The 16949-nt window shown below is 41.8% G+C and carries 18 protein-coding genes and 1 tRNA gene; 16 read left to right on the top strand and 3 right to left on the bottom strand.

Going from position 1 to position 16949, the window contains the following annotated elements:
* Positions 1 to 17: 17 nt before the first annotated feature.
* The 13 genes from BM015_RS13980 (at position 18) to BM015_RS13920 (ending at position 11427) form a co-directional block, all read left to right on the top strand.
* Positions 18 to 335 carry a DUF4133 domain-containing protein gene (locus BM015_RS13980; protein WP_090659564.1) on the top strand — a complete coding sequence of 106 codons (318 nt, stop codon included), beginning with the start codon at positions 18 to 20 and terminating at the stop codon, positions 333 to 335.
* 26 nt (positions 336 to 361) lie between these two features.
* The gene (locus tag BM015_RS13975; RefSeq protein ID WP_090659561.1) at positions 362 to 2830 is read left to right on the top strand and encodes a TraG family conjugative transposon ATPase; all 2469 of its coding nucleotides are present in this window, start codon (positions 362 to 364) and stop codon (positions 2828 to 2830) included.
* Between the two features lie 11 nt (positions 2831 to 2841).
* A complete protein-coding gene (locus tag BM015_RS13970) occupies positions 2842 to 3228 on the top strand; it encodes a hypothetical protein (protein ID WP_090659558.1) in 387 nt (128 codons plus the stop codon).
* A gap of 3 nt (positions 3229 to 3231) precedes the next feature.
* Positions 3232 to 3906, top strand: coding sequence for a conjugal transfer protein TraI (locus BM015_RS13965; RefSeq protein WP_090659555.1), 675 nt, complete (start codon positions 3232 to 3234; stop codon positions 3904 to 3906).
* Between the two features lie 7 nt (positions 3907 to 3913).
* Entirely contained in the window at positions 3914 to 4561 is a 648-nt protein-coding gene (locus tag BM015_RS13960) for a hypothetical protein (protein WP_090659552.1), read from the top strand.
* 6 nt (positions 4562 to 4567) lie between these two features.
* Positions 4568 to 5206, top strand: a complete 639-nt coding sequence (locus BM015_RS13955) for a hypothetical protein (RefSeq protein ID WP_090659549.1) — start codon at positions 4568 to 4570, stop codon at positions 5204 to 5206.
* Positions 5207 to 5217: 11 nt separating this feature from the next.
* On the top strand, positions 5218 to 6426 hold the full coding sequence (traJ, locus tag BM015_RS13950; protein WP_090659546.1) for a conjugative transposon protein TraJ: 1209 nt from the start codon (positions 5218 to 5220) through the stop codon (positions 6424 to 6426).
* Between the two features lie 31 nt (positions 6427 to 6457).
* On the top strand, positions 6458 to 7069 hold the full coding sequence (gene traK, locus BM015_RS13945) for a conjugative transposon protein TraK (protein WP_245751426.1): 612 nt from the start codon (positions 6458 to 6460) through the stop codon (positions 7067 to 7069).
* A 10-nt stretch (positions 7070 to 7079) separates the two neighbouring features.
* Complete coding sequence (locus BM015_RS13940) at positions 7080 to 7559, top strand: hypothetical protein (protein ID WP_090659540.1); 480 nt, start codon at positions 7080 to 7082, stop codon at positions 7557 to 7559.
* 2 nt (positions 7560 to 7561) lie between these two features.
* Positions 7562 to 8872, top strand: a complete 1311-nt coding sequence (gene traM / locus BM015_RS13935; RefSeq protein ID WP_090659537.1) for a conjugative transposon protein TraM — start codon at positions 7562 to 7564, stop codon at positions 8870 to 8872.
* A gap of 26 nt (positions 8873 to 8898) precedes the next feature.
* On the top strand, positions 8899 to 9738 hold the full coding sequence (gene traN / locus BM015_RS13930) for a conjugative transposon protein TraN (protein ID WP_090659534.1): 840 nt from the start codon (positions 8899 to 8901) through the stop codon (positions 9736 to 9738).
* 59 nt (positions 9739 to 9797) lie between these two features.
* Positions 9798 to 10601 (top strand): hypothetical protein, encoded by an 804-nt coding sequence (locus BM015_RS13925; protein WP_090659530.1) that lies wholly within the window; start codon positions 9798 to 9800, stop codon positions 10599 to 10601.
* Positions 10602 to 10677: 76 nt separating this feature from the next.
* Positions 10678 to 11427: a hypothetical protein gene (locus BM015_RS13920; RefSeq protein ID WP_143075868.1), complete on the top strand. Its 750-nt coding sequence runs from the start codon at positions 10678 to 10680 to the stop codon at positions 11425 to 11427.
* Between the two features lie 32 nt (positions 11428 to 11459).
* On the opposite strand, the gene BM015_RS21600 is transcribed toward BM015_RS13920, so the two are convergent.
* Entirely contained in the window at positions 11460 to 11633 is a 174-nt protein-coding gene (locus BM015_RS21600; protein WP_177191910.1) for a hypothetical protein, read from the bottom strand.
* 134 nt (positions 11634 to 11767) lie between these two features.
* Here BM015_RS21600 and BM015_RS13910 point away from each other — a divergent pair, with 134 nt between their 5' ends.
* Entirely contained in the window at positions 11768 to 12031 is a 264-nt protein-coding gene (locus tag BM015_RS13910) for a DNA-binding protein (RefSeq protein ID WP_090659521.1), read from the top strand.
* A 332-nt stretch (positions 12032 to 12363) separates the two neighbouring features.
* Here BM015_RS13910 and BM015_RS13900 read toward each other — a convergent pair whose 3' ends face one another.
* On the bottom strand, positions 12364 to 13638 hold the full coding sequence (locus tag BM015_RS13900) for a site-specific integrase (protein ID WP_218148501.1): 1275 nt from the start codon (positions 13636 to 13638) through the stop codon (positions 12364 to 12366).
* 507 nt (positions 13639 to 14145) lie between these two features.
* Positions 14146 to 14230, bottom strand: a tRNA-Ser gene (locus BM015_RS13895).
* A gap of 127 nt (positions 14231 to 14357) precedes the next feature.
* Between BM015_RS13895 and BM015_RS13890 the strand changes: the two genes are divergently transcribed.
* The gene (locus BM015_RS13890) at positions 14358 to 16178 is read left to right on the top strand and encodes an ABC transporter ATP-binding protein (protein WP_090659513.1); all 1821 of its coding nucleotides are present in this window, start codon (positions 14358 to 14360) and stop codon (positions 16176 to 16178) included.
* Between the two features lie 124 nt (positions 16179 to 16302).
* On the top strand, positions 16303 to 16707 hold the full coding sequence (locus BM015_RS13885) for a DUF3276 family protein (protein ID WP_090659510.1): 405 nt from the start codon (positions 16303 to 16305) through the stop codon (positions 16705 to 16707).
* Positions 16708 to 16949 lie beyond the last annotated feature (242 nt).

Below are 16949 nucleotides of genomic sequence, written 5' to 3'. Positions count from 1 at the left end.
AGTAAAGCAGATATTATATGGCAAACAGTGTATATCAAATTAATAAAGGCATTAACCAGAGTATAGAGTTCAAAGGTTTGAAAGCGCAATATATCTGGTACCTGGGAGGTGGCGTAGTAGGGCTCCTTATCGTATTTGCCGTGATCTATATTATCGGCCTGCCTATCTACCTGTGCATCGGGATCATCCTCGGGTCAGGGACTTTTCTTGTGGTGAAAATATATCGCATGAGCCGTCAATACGGGGAGCATGGACTGATGAAAGCTTTGGCGCGAAAGCAAGTGCCGAAAATTATCAAGTCAGGAAGCAGGAAAACATTCATGAAAAAAGGATAGTGATTTTATTTAAGAAATGAAGTGAGATGGAAAAAGTGCTGGACGATATATTACCAATTATGGATGTGGAGCATGACTGCATTTTAAGCAGGCAAGGCGATGTGACGGTTGTCTATAAAGCAGAGCTGCCGGAACTGTTTACCTTATCAGACCAGGAATATGAAGCTTTTCACCAGGCATGGATCAAGGCCATCAAACTATTGCCTAAATACACCGTATTTCATAAACAGGACTGGTTCCTTGAAGCTAAATACCAGCCTGATTTTACAAAAGAAGATACCAGTTTTCTCAGCCGCGCCAGTGAACGGTTCTTTAACGAACGGCCTTTTCTTGACCATAGCTGTTATATCCTGCTTACAAAAAAGCCGGAAGGGAGAAAGACAGCAACATCTATGTTTTCGAGCCTGCTGCGCAGGTCCATTGTGCCTGAAGAAATACTGAAGCCACAGTTATTACAGGATTTTCTGGATAGTGCGGGGCAGTTTCGGCGCATTATGGAAGATAGTGGATTTGTAAAGCTAAGAAGGTTAAAAGAAAAAGAACTGCGCAGCCAGAGCCGCAGGATGGGATTAATTGAACAATACTGTTACCTGTCTGAAAAGCATGATGAATTCATTATTTCCGATATCGTCTTCGATGAAAGCCTGCAGGTGGGAGACAAACATTGCCAGCTTTATACCTTAGGCGATGCCGCCGATCTTCCTGCCTTATGTGGCAGCCGGATCAACTATGATAAATACAGCACCGACAAAACAAAATTCAGTATCGGTTTTGCTTCCACATTAGGGCAATTGTTACCCTGCAACCATATTTATAACCAGTACATCTTTATTGAAGACGCGCAAAAGACCATTCAGAAATTAGAGTCCAAAAGGCTGCGCCTCCAATCCCTTTCCGCCTATAGCCGTGAGAATATGATCGCAAGGGATGCGACCAATGATTTTTTGAATGAAGCCATCGGCCAGCAAAGGCTGCCTGTAAAATCGCATTTCAATGTACTGGTATGGACAGATCGAAAGGAAGAACTGAAAGACCTGAAGAATATGGTATCCTCTGCTTTAGCGCAAATGGATGCCGTGGCCAAACAGGAAACTGTCGGCGCACCGCAAATATTCTGGGCTGGCATCCCGGGCAATGCAGCCGACTTCCCGATGAACGACACCTTCGATACGTTCGCCGAACAGGCGGCCTGTTTTCTCAACCTCGAAACAGGCTATCGTTCATCCTTAAGCCCGGTTGGTATCCGTATGGGCGACCGGCTTACCGGCAAGCCCGTGCATGTGGACATCAGCGATGAGCCCATGAAGATGGGTATCTGTACCAACAGGAACAAATTCATACTCGGGCCATCCGGCAGCGGAAAATCCTTTTTTACCAACCACATGGTGCGCAGCTATTATGAGCAGGGAACGCATATCGTGCTCGTGGACGTAGGGCATAGCTATAAAGGGTTATGTGATATGGTAAAAGGATATTACTTCACGTACAGTGAAAACAATCCCATCCGCTTCAACCCATTTTATATCGGCGAAGGCGACAGCCTCGATACGGAAAAGAAAGAAAGCATCAAGACCTTGCTATTGGCACTCTGGAAAAAAGATGATGAAGCATTTAAGAGAAGCGAATATGTAGCGCTGTCCAATTCTATTAGCGGCTATTATGCATACCTGGATAAGCGCCCGGAGGTATTTCCCTGCTTCAATAGTTTTTACGCTTTCCTGCGAGATCAGTATATACAGGTATTAAAAGGTGACCGGGTGAAAGAAAAGGATTTTGACATAGACAACTTCCTGTATGTGCTCCGGCCTTATTATGAGGGCGGGGAATTTGATTACCTGCTGAATGCTACCGGAAACCTCAACCTGTTACAGGAACGCTTTATCGTATTCGAACTCGACAATATCAAAGACCACCCGATCTTATTTCCCGTGGTGACCATCATTATCATGGAAGTCTTCATCAACAAGATGCGCAAGATGAAAGGCATCCGTAAAATGATATTGATAGAAGAAGCCTGGAAGGCGCTGATGAAAGAAGGCTTTGCGGAATACATTAAGTACCTGTTCAAAACAGTCCGCAAATTCTTTGGTGAAGCGATCGTGGTAACACAGGAAGTGGAGGACATCATCTCTTCTCCCGTGGTAAAACAGGCCATCATCAACAACAGCGACTGCAAGATATTGTTGGATCAAAGCAAGTACCAGAACAAGTTTGACCAGATACAGGAACTGTTAGGATTAACGGAAAAAGAAAAGGCACTCATCCTTTCCGTCAATAAAGCAAATGATCCAGCTAAAAAATACAAGGAAGTATTTATCAGCTTAGGAGGTATGCTCAGCAAAGTATACCGCACCGAAGTAAGCCTGGAAGAATACCTGGCATACACGACCGAACAGTCGGAAAAAGTGAAGCTGATGGAATATGCCGCCAGGTTTGACGGAGATATAAAGAAAGGTATTGCCGCAATGGCGGATGATATAAGAAGCAAACATTAAAACAAACAGTGATGAAACGGACGAATGTGTTTCAGGATATATATGCAGTAGTAAAAGTTGCCTTGCATTTTGGCTGGCAGCACCATGCTGCACTTACCATGCTGCCGGGGGTATATAACAAGCAATTACCGCAGGACGCATTACGGATTGCTGGTGTGGAAACAACACTTTCCATACGATCAGCGGGAAGCCTGTACCGGGTAACCAGGACAGAATATACCGGTGACCAGGTAACCGATGAATACAACTGGCTGGCTATCTATAGCCGGGGTGAGCATCTCCTGGAGATCGGTGGCTGGCGGTGCTGTTTTATGGAAACAGTCTCCCGATCCATATACCTGGAAACATTGACAGATAAAGGAAATATAACCGTTGAATTATTCATTAAAACACTATAGGATATGAAAAAGATATGGTTGATCACCCTGTTATCTACAGCATTACTAACGGTAGCGCCCACGAAGCAAAGCCATGCAATTGTCTGGGTGGTCGTGAAAGCGGCCATCAAGAAGGTGATCAAGGCGATGGACCTGCAGGTGCAGCGCCTGCAGAATAAAACGATCTGGCTGCAAAATGCACAGAAGACATTGGAAAACACGCTTTCCAAACTAAAGTTGGACGAAATATCGGACTGGACTCAAAAGCAGAAAGAACAATACCGGCAGTATTATGAAGAACTGGTGAAGGTCAAAGAGATCATCACCTATTACCAGCGTATCCGTGACATTACGCGAAAGCAGGCAGCTATCGTGGATGCGTACAAGAGGTCGTGGTCACTGATCCGGCAGGACAGGCATTTTACGGCCGCAGAGATCGCCTACATGGGAAATGTGTATTCCGGCATACTGGATGAGAGTATGAAAAACGTGGAGCAGATCAGTATGGTCATCAAATCCTTTACTACCAAGATAAGTGACGGCCAAAGGCTGGAACTGGTTAACGATGCGGCTGACCGCGTGGACAGGAACTACGATGACCTGTCCCGTTTCAATAACCAGAACATGCTACTCAGCCTCCAAAGGGCTAAGTCGATCAGCGAAGTGGAATCAGTCAAAAAATTATATGGCCTTCAATAGATCAGTTATGAAAAAGACAGGCTTGTTTTTAGTGCTTTTGTCCATTGGGATAAATACAATTAACGCCCAGACCTTCAATGAATGGTTCCGGCAAAAGGAAACACAGAAGAAATATCTGCTCCAACAAATTGCAGCATTGCAGGTATATATGGGCTATTTACAGAAAGGATACAAGATCGCTAAAGACGGGTTGCATACCATCAGCGGTTTCACAAAAGGAGAACTGAACCTGCATACGGATTATTTCAATTCATTGAAGACGGTCAATCCCTCCATAAAACGCTATGCAAGGGTCGCAGACATTATAACCCTGCAGGTGAAGATCGTTCAGGGTTACCATAGTAACTATAAGCAGCTATGTGGCACGAATGCTTTATCCGGTGATGAACTCACTTATATCAACGAAGTATTTGCAAAGCTGCTGGATGATTGCGCGCAAACACTGGATGCGTTAATAACGGTTACTACGGACGGCAAAATAGCAATGAAAGATGATGAACGATTAAAACGCATAGATCAGCTTTATGCGGATATGCAGGATAAATACAGTTTTTCACAAAGTTTTTCCAATGATGCCAAAATACTGGCAGCATCCAGGCTACGGGAACAAACAGATATTCAAACCGGCCGTGCATGGCTGGGCATTCAAAAATAAATAATCATGAACAGGATAATCATTATTGCAGCACTTTCTCTTATAGCAACATTTCGTTGTTTCCATGCATCCGCACAGACAGATGAGCTGGCGCAGTTAGCATTGGATATAGAAAAGCTCAGCCAGTTCAAACAGATACTCAGCGATATGAAAGCCGGGTACCAGGTACTGGAAGGCGGATATAATACCGTGAAGGATATTTCGAAAGGTAATTTCAGCCTGCACAAAGCATTCCTGGACGGTCTTCTGGAAGTTAGCCCGACTGTTCGCAATTACTACAGGGTTGCTGATATTATCAATGGGCAGCTTACGCTTGTAAAAGAATATAAGAATGCCTACGGGCGCTTTAAGCAGGATAATAACTTCAGTGTGGACGAAATAGCTTACCTGGGAAGCGTGTACGATCACCTTTTTAAAGAAAGCCTGCGCAACCTGGATGAATTGCTTACCGTGATCACGGCGGGCAAAGCGCGTATGAGCGATGACGAAAGGCTGCAGGCCATTGACCGGATCTATGCCGACATGGAAGACAAACTGATGTTTTTAAGGCATTTCAATAATAACACCACCATACTGGCCGTGCAAAGGGCGAAAGAAAAGAACGATGCGCAGGCTGTTCAGCAACTATATGGATTAGAACATTAAACAAATAAAATATGGCAACGTGCAGAAAGGCCGCATGGATAGCGGCAGTGGGAATGGTATTGCCCTTTATGAGCCATGCGCAGGGTATCGCCGATGAGATGAAAGGAATGCATGGCGTACTGGAACAATTATATGACGAGATGATGCCGCTATGCAGCCAGTTGGTAGGCGTAGGACAGGGACTCGCAGGGTTTGCAGCCATGTGGCATATCGCAGCAAGGATATGGAGGCACCTCGCCAATGCGGAACCTATAGATTTTTACCCGCTTTTCCGGCCCTTCGTCATTGGCTTTTGCGTATTGATCTTTCCGTCCGTTTTAGGCATCATTAACGGAGTAATGAAACCCACCGTAATAGCCACTGCCGCTATGGTGGAAAATTCAGACAAGGCTATTGCCACCTTACTGCAACAGAAAGAAGATGCCATCAAACAATCCGATACATGGCAGATGTATGTAGGACCAAGCGGCGACGGCGACCGTGATCGCTGGTATAAATACACACATGATAATGCGGACCCTTCCGGTGAAGGCGTATTCGATGGCATCGGCAATGACATCAAATTCGCTATGGCCAAGGCATCCTATAATTTCCGGAATACTATTAAAGAATGGATGAGCGAAGTGCTGCAGGTGTTGTTCCAGGCAGCATCCCTATGTATTGACACTTTACGAACTTTTCAATTAGTAGTGCTTTCCATACTTGGCCCATTAGTTTTTGGTATCGCTGTGTTTGACGGTTTTCAACATACCCTCACTGTCTGGCTGGCACGCTATATCAATATTTTTCTATGGCTTCCCGTAGCTAATATTTTCGGCAGCATCATCGGCAAGATACAGGAGCAGATGCTGAAGCTTGACATCACCCAGGTACAACAATATGGCGATACCTTCTTCAGCAGTACCGACGTAGCCTATCTCGTATTCATGATCATTGGCATCGTTGGATATTTTACCGTTCCTTCTGTGGCCAACTATATCGTGCATGCAGGTGGTGGCGGCGCATTAGGCCACAAAGTAACCAGCATCTTCGGCAATACTTCCAGGAGTGTTGTGAGTACTGCTTCATCCGGTGCAGGAATGGCAACAGATGCTCTTGGTAATGCAGCAAGCCGTGCATGGCAAAGCATGGCCGGCAGCAGCCAATCCAACCCTTATTTCAACGAAAAAAGCGGAGGAGGTTCCGGATATATGAATGATAAATTAAAAGGCAAATCATAGCCAGTTAAGGAGGAGCAATATGTTCAAAAAAATGAAAAATATAGATACGGCCTTCCGGCATGTCAGGAGTTTTACCATGCTCATGATCGCGGGATGTGTGCTTATCTGCTGTTTTGCGCTCTATAAAAGCTTCCGCCTGGTATCCATGATGCAGGGCAAGATATATATCCTTGCCAACGGCAAAGCATTAGAAGCTTATGCGTCCGAACGAAAGGATAATATACCCGTGGAAGCAAGGGATCATGTAAAGACCTTCCATGAATTATTCTTTACGCTTGACCCTGATGAAAAGGCTATACAGGCTAATATTACCAAAGCCTTGTACCTCGCGGACGGCAGCGCCAAGCGCATCTACGATGACCTTAAAGAGAACGGCTATTATGCAGGGCTGATATCCGGCAATGTCAACCAGACCATTGCGGTGGACAGTGTATTCGTTGATATCAATAAATACCCCTACAGGTTCCGTTGCTATGCTACCCAGAGCATTATACGCCCAACCAGCATCACTACACGTAGCCTGGTAACGGAAGGGGCTTTGCGCAATGTGTCCCGAAGTGACAATAACCCGCATGGTTTCCTGATAGAAAGATGGAATACCGTTGATAACCGCGATCTAAAAACAGTAAGCAGGCATCCGTAAAACATAGGTTATGAAATTTTCATTGAAAAGAAAGAAAACGAAAAAGGTGCATCCCGGCCTGCTGCCCGGTATAACGCAGATAGCATTTGCGCATTTGCAAACAAAGTGGGCAAAATGGATGACAAAGCGCACCCAAAGATTTTCGCGTAATACATGGAAGCTACTGTTGGCATTGTTCGTCCTGACGGCAGGTGGATATAGCATTTACCTGGCAATAGATGCATTCATATCAAAGGGTAGCAAAAGCATCGCAGTTACTCCCATAAGAACACCCGCTCATATCAACGAAACCGGCGACGTGGTGACCTCAACCCCGCAAGTGACAGACACAGGCTATAACCGGATCAAAAACTTCAGGATGTATATGGACAGCCTGGCAAGAAGCCCTTCTGGCAAACCCATTTATGACAGCATTATGAAGCATCGTCCCGGTTTACCGGACAGTGTGCGGATTATTGAAAATTATTATCAACAGCTAAAACAAAAATAAATATGAAGAAGAAGGAAATGACCCCAAAGATGATCCGGCAACGTAAATTCCTGCTGGTGTTGCCCTTACTTGTTTTGCCGTTCATTACGGTGATCTTCTGGGCGCTGAGCGGAGGGAGTGTGCAGGCTGTAGCGGCACAAACAAAAAAACAGGAAGGCATCAATATTGACCTGCCCGATGCCCATATAAAGGATGACAAGCCGATGGACAAGATGAGTTATTATGACCTGGCACAGGAAGACTCTGCAAAGTTCGAAGAACTCAGGAAAAATGATCCGAACTACCGGGATATGAACGCAGCGGATACCGACAGTATTTTATTGGAACAAAACGACCTGTTGCCGGAACCCACGTACACAAAAGGGCTTAATACATCATTGTCCGGAAGACATGACGTTGATCCTAATGTTGATAAAATATACCAGAAGCTTTCTGATCTGAATAATGAGATCAATAAGCCGCTTACACCGCCAAGCGATTACAGCAATAATGGTACAGTTCCCGAAAGCGTGCTGGGTGATAATAATAGCGGAGCGATGAATTCGTCCGATATAGACCGTCTGGAACAAATGATGCATACGATGAACCAGCCTGTAACAAATGATCCCGAAATGCAGCAGTTAGATGGGATGTTAGATAAAATACTCGATGTGCAGCACCCGGAACGTATGGAAGAAGAATTAAAGCAGGCTTCTGAAAAAAGAAAAGGTCAGGTACTTGCAGTTATGGCAAAGCCAAAGGGTGATAATATTTCCCTGCTTCATAATGATGCCATTCCGGGTGGAGAACGCAATGGGTTTTATCTGCTTGATGATACGAACACAACAGCCGATGCACAGAATGCTATTCAAGCCGTGGTACATGAAACTCAAACCATCGTAGACGGCTCTACCGTAAAATTGAGGTTGATGAATGACGTATTCATTAACGGAGTGCTTATCCCGAAAGGTAATTTCCTGTTTGGTACCGCTTCGTTGAACGGCGAACGATTGAATGTTAGGATCAATAGCGTACGTTATCATAATTCCCTGTTCCCCGTTGAATTATCGGTATATGATATGGATGGACTGGATGGGATCTATATACCCGGCGCTATCACAAGAGATGTCGCCAAACAATCCGCAGACCGTTCCATGCAAACCATTGGCTTAACCAGCCTTGACCCATCCTGGCAGGCCCAGGCTGCAGGTGCGGGCATCGAAGCCGCAAAGACCTTGTTCTCAAAAAAGGTAAAGCTTGTAAAAGTGACCGTAAAGGCAGGCTACCAGGTATTGTTGCGCGACGAAAAGCAAAAACAAGATACATCCAACTAAATATTAATCATTTAAAAATTCCAGAGATGAGAAAGATCAGTGTAGTAATGCTAACGGGATTTCTGATATGCGGCATTGTAAATGCGCAGGCCCAATATCTCCATGAACAACAATTGAAAGTGATAGCGCCTTACCATGTCGCTATTTCTTATGCCGTGACCACCAATATTATCTTCCCTTATGCGATCATCAGCGTAGACCGTGGCAGCAGGGATGTGCTGGCGCAAAAAGCAAAAGGAGTAGAAAATATACTCCAGCTAAAAGCAGCGAGGGATAGTTTCCCGGAAACGAACCTTTCTGTCATTACGGCTGACGGCAAGTTAACATCCTTCATGGTTGACTATGCCAGTCAACCATCAGGGTTGAATCTTTCATTGGCGGACACAGCACCTAAGAACGCAGTAGCTGTTCTTGCAGGGAATACCAATACAAAAGAGATGGAGCAGTATGCAGGCATAGCCGCCATATCGAAAGCAAGGCTGAGAGGAGTCAAAGATCACAGTTATGGTATCCGGTTCCGGATGGACGGACTTTTTATCCATGATGAAACTATGTACCTGCGCTTCCGCATTACCAACGAAACCAATGTAGACTATGATATAGACCAGTTGCGCTTTTATATCCGCGATCAGAAAAAGGCGAAACGCACCGCTACACAGGAAATAGAGATACAGCCTGTCCATGTGTCCAATAATACAAACAAAGTCACAAGGGCCACAGATCAAACCATCGTCTTTGCAGTGCCCAAGTTTACTATTCCCGATAAAAAGTACCTCGCTATCCAACTCATGGAGAAAAATGGTGGCAGGCATATGGAACTGCATATAAAGAACAGGGACCTGCTAAAAGTCATTTCAATAAACTAAGCGCCTATCTCCATAAACAACGATCATCCATTTAAATAACATTCAAAAACAAAAAGATCATGAACCAGAAAAATTTTGAATACCTGAAAGAACAGGTAAAATATACCGGTTTCGGTGAAGGTTTGGAAAACGAACTGAAGCAGAAAATAGAAGAAGGCAAACCGGAATTCAAATTGCAGCATCAAACCAAATACGGTGACGATACGGTAACAGCTACATTAAATTTCAGCCAGTCCAAACAAAGTGATATGTACTTTTTAAATTCTTACCAGGTGGCCTTGCAAAAAGAAGGTACTGCTGAACAAATGGAACAAACCTTCTATATCAACAAAGGAAACAACATCACGCTGAAAGAAGCCTATAACCTGATGGAAGGACGGTCTGTAAATAAAGACCTGACCGGTAAGGAAGGACAAGTGTATAACGCATGGATTCAAATGGACTTCAAGCAGAGTGATGATAACGGCAATTTTAAACTGAAGCACTATCACCAGAATTATGGATATGACCTGGAAGCCGTATTGTCCAAACATCCTATCCGCGAACTGACAAATGACGAGTTCAAGAAAAGCCTGATGGATTCGTTGAAGAAAGGCAACCTACAATCAGCCACGTTTCAGATCAATGGCGCCAACCAGAAACAATATATCGAAGCCAATCCCCAGTTCAAGACCATCAACATTTATGACGGCAATATGCAAAGGATCGATACCCGCCAGGCGAAAAGCGAACAGCAGTCTGAAGGCGAATCGAAATCTGTTAAACAGGACAATAAAAAAGAAAAGCAGGCGCCTGCAGAAGATGATGGCCCGGAGGTTCCTTCAGCATCTAAGAAAAAAAGGAACAGGCAGAAGATCAGCTAAACGCTGATCTGCCCCGTTGCTTATTGTCAGGCGACGGTATTTAATACAAATCCATTCACAACTGAAAGCAAACAAAATGAACAAACAAATAATAGTGATGACCATGATGATCTCAGTTTTCGTTTCATGTAAAAAAGAAGATAATACGGATGTTGCAATATCACTGAACGTTGATGTTGATACAGGAAATGTTATGGCTATATCAACGCCTGAAAACCTGCTTAATCCTTACGATAGTACAGGATACCTGCATAACCGCATCGTTGCTTATTTATTAAGTTGTAAAGGCAATACGCCTCCTGATGCGAATGTGTCGACACAATATGTGCTGAAATTTTATGAACAGTCGTATGGTATTGATTTGCCTGCAACATTCTTTGCAACAGTAAGCAGCACAGTAAATAAGAGTCGCGCAGATATACAAAATATCATTGCTGGTTGTTCTTACGATCAGATGCTGAAATTAAAGCTGGATTCATTGATGCAAATAATCAATAAGCTTTCAGATGATAACAGCCGCTATTCTGTTATTAAAACTGCCATTGCCGGTTTTGAAAATGAAATAATGCTGGATAAGTTATTGTCGGCAGAAGATAGTGAAGCCATTCTCAAAATAACATCTATTGCGAGGTTCTCTATTTACTACTGGATGAATGTTTTCAAAGAGCCTTTTTCAAGTGCGACCTTCAGTATTAAAAATATCGTGAAATGGATCGCCGCAACGACAAGTGATATCGCGGGTGCTATTGTGAGTGGCAATGATGTAGTATACGCTGCTGATTGCAGTGCTTATGCCTATGACCTTATCACTTACAGTATGCCTTGATCAATGTAATAATAATGGATCAGTTAAAGATGTTAAGCGATTTCTTTTCGGCAATCCGTGATGATGGCCGCATCAGCATTACACATATCGGCATTTACGCCGCTTTGCTGCAATACAGGATTCACTGTGACTTCGCGAATCCCATCCAGGTATTTGGCCATGAGATCATGAAAATCGCAAAAATATCGGCCCCTATAACCTATCATAAATGCGTCAAGGAATTGAGTGCATATGGGTACATCCATTACATACCTTCTTTTAAACGTAACCAGGCAAGCAGGATTTATTTTCCTGTCGATTGAATTGGATTAACAATGAATCAATCTAAAGTAAGATAGAAATGGAAGATGCAGTGACAAAAGACGATTTAAGGCAGTTCGGTATGCTTTTGATGAATGACATACAAAAATTGCTTGAAAAGATTACTTGCGAAAACCAGGGCATGCATCCTGAATGGTTAAAGAGCAAAGCTGTGCGAAAGCTAATGGATATGTCTGCAGGTTCGTTGCAGAATTTGAGGATAACAGGAAAGGTTCGTTACAAGAAGATTCTTGGTTCTTATTACTATAACAAGAGCGATTTGCAGGCTTTGTTCAATGAGTAACTTATAAGCAATGAGCCTGGCAGAATTATCAATATATCTATCCTTATTTGAAAAGGACCAGAGGTTGACGGTTTGGCACTTCGCTATATTAACTGCTATCCTGTATTTAGGTTACCGGCAAGGTCAGAGAAAAACAATTAAGGTGAGCAGAAGTAAGATCATGTCACTGTCACACATAGCTACTTTACCAACGTATCACAAATATTTTAAGGACTTGCAACAAATGGGATATATAAAATATACACCGTCGTATCATCCGGGTTACAAAAGTGAAATTGAAATTTTAGTATAAGACCATAATGTGTAATCATTATGGTCTTAATATTTTCTCTTTATGCAACACTTGTGTATTGATCGGGAAATGAAGATTGGTCACTATTTTGCTTGGCAAGCTGCTTTTTTAATTCTTGTATCTCCGCTTCAAGTCTTAAAATTTTATCCGATGAAAGATTAGGATTGTTAATTTCCTTTTTGTTCAGCCTGTTCTTCAATTCCTGCATTTCCCGGCCTATAGCCTGTTCTTCTGTGAGTGCATATTGCTCTGTCTGCTTAACAGAATGATGGCCGAGCATTTCTTTTACAACATGGATAGGTACATGGTTATTTAATGTTACAGTACTGCCAAATGTACGTCTTGCTTTGTGCGTATTAAGTGTACAATCCAGTTGACACAAGTCCGCAATTTCTTTCAGGTATTCATTCATTTTTTGATTGGAACTCACTGGCAGTACCGAACCTCGTTTTAGACATATAGGATGACACCTATATTTTTCCATGATTTCCACTGCTTTTGGCAACAGAGGTATATTAATAGGACTGCCTGTTTTTTGTCTTGCCGAAATGATCCATTGCTCTCCGTCAATACCTGTTTTTATATCCGATTTCTTTAAATTAAATGCATCAATATAAGCAAGGCCTGTATAACATTGAAATATGAAAATATCTCTGACTGTTGCCAAACGAGGGGTTGAGAATTGATGATTTTCAAGAATAGTTAACTGCTGCCTGCTCAGGGGTTTTTTCATAAGCTTTGTTTTTTTACCTCTGAACCTTTTGAATGGATCGGTAGTTATGATTTCTTTATCGATTGCCCTAAGAACGATTTTCTTGAAATTCGATATGTATTTTAAGGTAGTGTTATTACTGCATTTCCTTACAGTTTTCAAATAGAACTCATAATCCTTGATAAATTCATAACTCAATTCCCTGAATTCCATATCATCAACGTGATACTTGAATTTGATAAACTCCCCAACATGTGAACGCGCAGTCACAAATCGTTCATGTGTACCTTTCGCATACTCTTTTGGCACCAATGCCAACATTTCATCATTGTGCAATTGAAATTCCTCCAGAACTTTTGCTTTTGGTGCAATTCTGCCCAAAACATAATCCATGATCTTTTGAGTAGTAATCGTCTGCTCGTTGTATATAAGGTCACTTTTGCATTGATGCACTTTCATTACCATTGAATCCAGAAAAAAATTCAAGGCGCGTGCATCTTCTTTATTTCCGGTCGCTCTTTCTGTCTTTTGATCCCAGCGGTTAGCATCCCATTTGCGTTTAGTGGATGTTTCTTTAGGAATACCATCAACTGTAATTCTCATGTAGACATATCTTATGTCTGTCTTCCTGTGTGTGGTTATTTTTTTCTGCGGACTCTTAAGGAAGAATGTAAGTCCAAAACTACTCTCCAACATAATTCAACTTTTAAGATGATTAAATGTCGAATTATAGAGTCTTTAAATCAAGTCGTTAATGTGCTTTACTTGTTGATAATCAATTGATTAAATCATTATTTGTGGCAATTTTTTTCAAATTTTAAGATTGCCACGAAATTGCCACAGAAACTTTGAGCGTTTTTGCAAATTTTGAAGATACAGGTACAAATAAAAAACCTGCAAATCACAAAATTTGCAGGTTTTATGCGCCTTTAAGATACTTTAAGGACTTTGAAATTTTTGTTTGGCGGAGAGAGCGGGATATGAACCTTTCTCTTGAAACCCCGCGTCAACATTGATTTCTTTTCCTTCAAAAAATGAATTGCCACAAAATTGCCACAACTTTTTTGAAGTACTTTATTGAAGTGTTTTTATTGCTTCAATTTGACCTTGCGGAGGGAGAGGGATTCGAACCCCCGGACCTGTTACAGTCAACGGTTTTCAAGACCGCCTCATTAAACCGCTCTGACATCCCTCCGGCGCAAATATAAGATGCGAATCTTATCAGCAAAAAAAATGTATAACCATTTTATGAAATGCTTTGAATACCGAAAACATCTTCATGCATTCAAAAAATATCTATCGCCTACCTTTGCCCATTTTAAATGAAACATCTTGCAGCTTTAAATAAATATTTCTGGAAGTACAGGGTTCGTTTACTGGCGGGTATCTTCTTCGTTGTATTGTCCAACTATTTTACGGTGATGGCACCTGAAGTTACAGGCTATGTTGTGAGCCAGGTGCAGCAATATATTTCCGGTCAGCCTGGCAAAACAACCGAAAATTATTCCGCTTCTGTACTAGCGTTGATTAACTGGTTGCGGGATTTTAGTTTCAGCAAAATTGTTTTAATAAGCAGTATCGTAATCCTGCTGCTTGCTTTATTACGTGGCATATTTATGTTTCTTATGCGGCAAACCCTTATTGTTATGAGCCGTTATATTGAATATGATCTGAAAAATGCCATATATAATCATTACCAGCAGCTTGATATGGGTTTCTTTAAAACTCACAGTACCGGCGATATGATGAACCGCATTGCTGAAGACGTAAGCCGCGTAAGAATGTATTGCGGGCCTGCCGTTATGTACACGGTAAACCTGCTGGCGCTTATTACACTTTGCCTGGTAAACATGCTGCGTAAAGATTTTCATTTAACGCTGGTTGTAGTAGCGCCCCTGCCCCTGCTGGCTATTACTATTTATTTTGTAAATACTATCATTCATAAGAAAAGTGAGCGGGTGCAGGCTTTGCTTTCAGACCTTACAACCAATGCCCAGGAATCTTATTCGGGCATACGTGTAATAAAATCTTTTGTTCAGGAAAAAGCTATGCTTGGGTTCTTCAGTAAAAACAGCGAAGCTTACAGAAAAAATGCTGTGAGCCTTGCCAAAGTGGAAGCTATTTATTTTCCAAGCATGACATTGCTGGTTGGTTTAAGCACACTGCTTACCATTCTCATCGGAAGCAAAATGGCGTTAACCAATCCTGATAAAGTGGGCATTATTGTAGAGTTTGTTATTTATATAAACATGCTCATGTTTCCTGTGAGTGCTATTGGCAGTGTTGCCAGCATGGTACAAAGGGCTGCGGCTTCACAAAAAAGAATTAATGAATTTTTAGATACAAAGCCACTGGTTACAGATCCTGTAAAAAATAATGCAGGTGAAACGTTCAGCGGAAGCATTGTTTTTAAAAATGTAACCTTTACGTATCCGCACACAGGCATAAGGGCTTTGCATAATTTCTCACTTAAAGTAAAGCCCGGAGAAAAAGTAATGATCCTTGGCAAAACAGGAAGCGGCAAATCAACACTTGCGCAATTGCTGCTGCGCTTTTATGATCCTGATGAAGGTGAAATTTTTATTGGTGATAAAAATATTCGTAATGCTTCTTTACCTGCACTGCGTAATTATATAAGTTATGTGCCGCAGGATGTTTTTCTTTTTAGTGATACGGTTGATAATAATATTCGTTTTGGATTACGTAATAACAATAATGATATTGATGTAGGAAAATATGCTGAATATGCTGCAGTTAACAATGAAATATTGTCGTTGGATAAAGGCTATGAAACAATGGTTGGCGAACGTGGTGTTACACTAAGCGGCGGGCAAAAGCAGCGTGTTTCCATTGCAAGGGCATTGCTGAAAGAAAGCCCTGTAATGTTGTTTGACGATTGCCTTAGCGCTGTTGATGCAAAAACGGAACATAAAATTGTAAGCAACCTGAACAGTTTTCTCCAGAATAAAACGACTATTATAATTACACACCGCATTTTTCTTTCCATAAAATTTGATAAGATTATAATCCTGTCCAATGGCGAAATTGCCGAAGCAGGAACACATGCAGAACTATTAGCGAAAGACGGCTATTATGCGGAATTATATAACCTGCAATTAAGCGAAGAAAAAGCACCGGTTTAATTAGCTTGTTTCAAATTGCAAACAGCAACTGTATGCAAAAAGTTTATCAAAATTTTGGTAATTGTAAAACAATATTATATTTGCTGCTTGCAAGCAAACATTAATCATCAAACCAAACGAAAAAGTGGCTTACGAAAATAACGACAAGAAAATGGAAAGCGTTTACAGCAAACGCATAAAAGCAGGGAAAAGAAGAACTTATTTTTTTGATGTAAGAGCTACCCGCGGTAACGATTACTATCTTACAATTACCGAAAGCCGTAAAAGGTTTAATGATGGCGGCTACGACAGGCACAAATTATTCTTGTACAAAGAAGATTTCAACAAGTTTACCAAGGCATTGAATGAGGCTGTTGATTATGTAAAAACAGAATTAATGCCCGATTTTGATTTTGATGCGTTCAACCATGAATATCCTGAAAATGGTACATTGGCAGAAGATACAGCGGCGGTTGAAATAGAAATTGAAGCAGAAACAGAAGATATTCCAAGCGCTTCTTCCTCCGGCGAAGAAGTGGATAAATGGTAAAAAAGATATTCTTTTATAAAAAGGGCTGTTTGATAAAACAGCCTTTTTTATTACAAAAGTTTTGCTGAATCCATAAAACAATTTTTTATTTCAGTCGTATTTTTATTACGTATAAATTGTGGCGAATAAAACCAGGCATAATAATCTATTACAACAGAAAAATAGCAAGGTTACATTTGGCCATTGAAAAACAAATATGCACGAATGAAACGCCTATGTAAAATGCTTTTCATACACAGGAG

Source organism: Parafilimonas terrae (assembly GCF_900115755.1).
In the GTDB taxonomy this organism is placed as follows: domain Bacteria; phylum Bacteroidota; class Bacteroidia; order Chitinophagales; family Chitinophagaceae; genus Parafilimonas; species Parafilimonas terrae.
The sequence above is the reverse complement of the archived record's forward strand: the minus strand, read 5'-3'. Positions and strand labels throughout refer to the sequence as shown.

Coding starts and splice junctions, on each gene's coding strand:
- BM015_RS13980 (WP_090659564.1), top strand. CDS start 18: ATGGCAAACAGTGTATATCAAATTAATAAAGGCATTAACCAGAGTATA.
- BM015_RS13975 (WP_090659561.1), top strand. CDS start 362: ATGGAAAAAGTGCTGGACGATATATTACCAATTATGGATGTGGAGCAT.
- BM015_RS13970 (WP_090659558.1), top strand. CDS start 2,842: ATGAAACGGACGAATGTGTTTCAGGATATATATGCAGTAGTAAAAGTT.
- BM015_RS13965 (WP_090659555.1), top strand. CDS start 3,232: ATGAAAAAGATATGGTTGATCACCCTGTTATCTACAGCATTACTAACG.
- BM015_RS13960 (WP_090659552.1), top strand. CDS start 3,914: ATGAAAAAGACAGGCTTGTTTTTAGTGCTTTTGTCCATTGGGATAAAT.
- BM015_RS13955 (WP_090659549.1), top strand. CDS start 4,568: ATGAACAGGATAATCATTATTGCAGCACTTTCTCTTATAGCAACATTT.
- traJ (WP_090659546.1), top strand. CDS start 5,218: ATGGCAACGTGCAGAAAGGCCGCATGGATAGCGGCAGTGGGAATGGTA.
- traK (WP_245751426.1), top strand. CDS start 6,458: ATGAAAAATATAGATACGGCCTTCCGGCATGTCAGGAGTTTTACCATG.
- BM015_RS13940 (WP_090659540.1), top strand. CDS start 7,080: ATGAAATTTTCATTGAAAAGAAAGAAAACGAAAAAGGTGCATCCCGGC.
- traM (WP_090659537.1), top strand. CDS start 7,562: ATGAAGAAGAAGGAAATGACCCCAAAGATGATCCGGCAACGTAAATTC.
- traN (WP_090659534.1), top strand. CDS start 8,899: ATGAGAAAGATCAGTGTAGTAATGCTAACGGGATTTCTGATATGCGGC.
- BM015_RS13925 (WP_090659530.1), top strand. CDS start 9,798: ATGAACCAGAAAAATTTTGAATACCTGAAAGAACAGGTAAAATATACC.
- BM015_RS13920 (WP_143075868.1), top strand. CDS start 10,678: ATGAACAAACAAATAATAGTGATGACCATGATGATCTCAGTTTTCGTT.
- BM015_RS21600 (WP_177191910.1), bottom strand. CDS start 11,633: ATGATAGGTTATAGGGGCCGATATTTTTGCGATTTTCATGATCTCATG.
- BM015_RS13910 (WP_090659521.1), top strand. CDS start 11,768: ATGGAAGATGCAGTGACAAAAGACGATTTAAGGCAGTTCGGTATGCTT.
- BM015_RS13900 (WP_218148501.1), bottom strand. CDS start 13,638: ATGAGAATTACAGTTGATGGTATTCCTAAAGAAACATCCACTAAACGC.
- BM015_RS13890 (WP_090659513.1), top strand. CDS start 14,358: ATGAAACATCTTGCAGCTTTAAATAAATATTTCTGGAAGTACAGGGTT.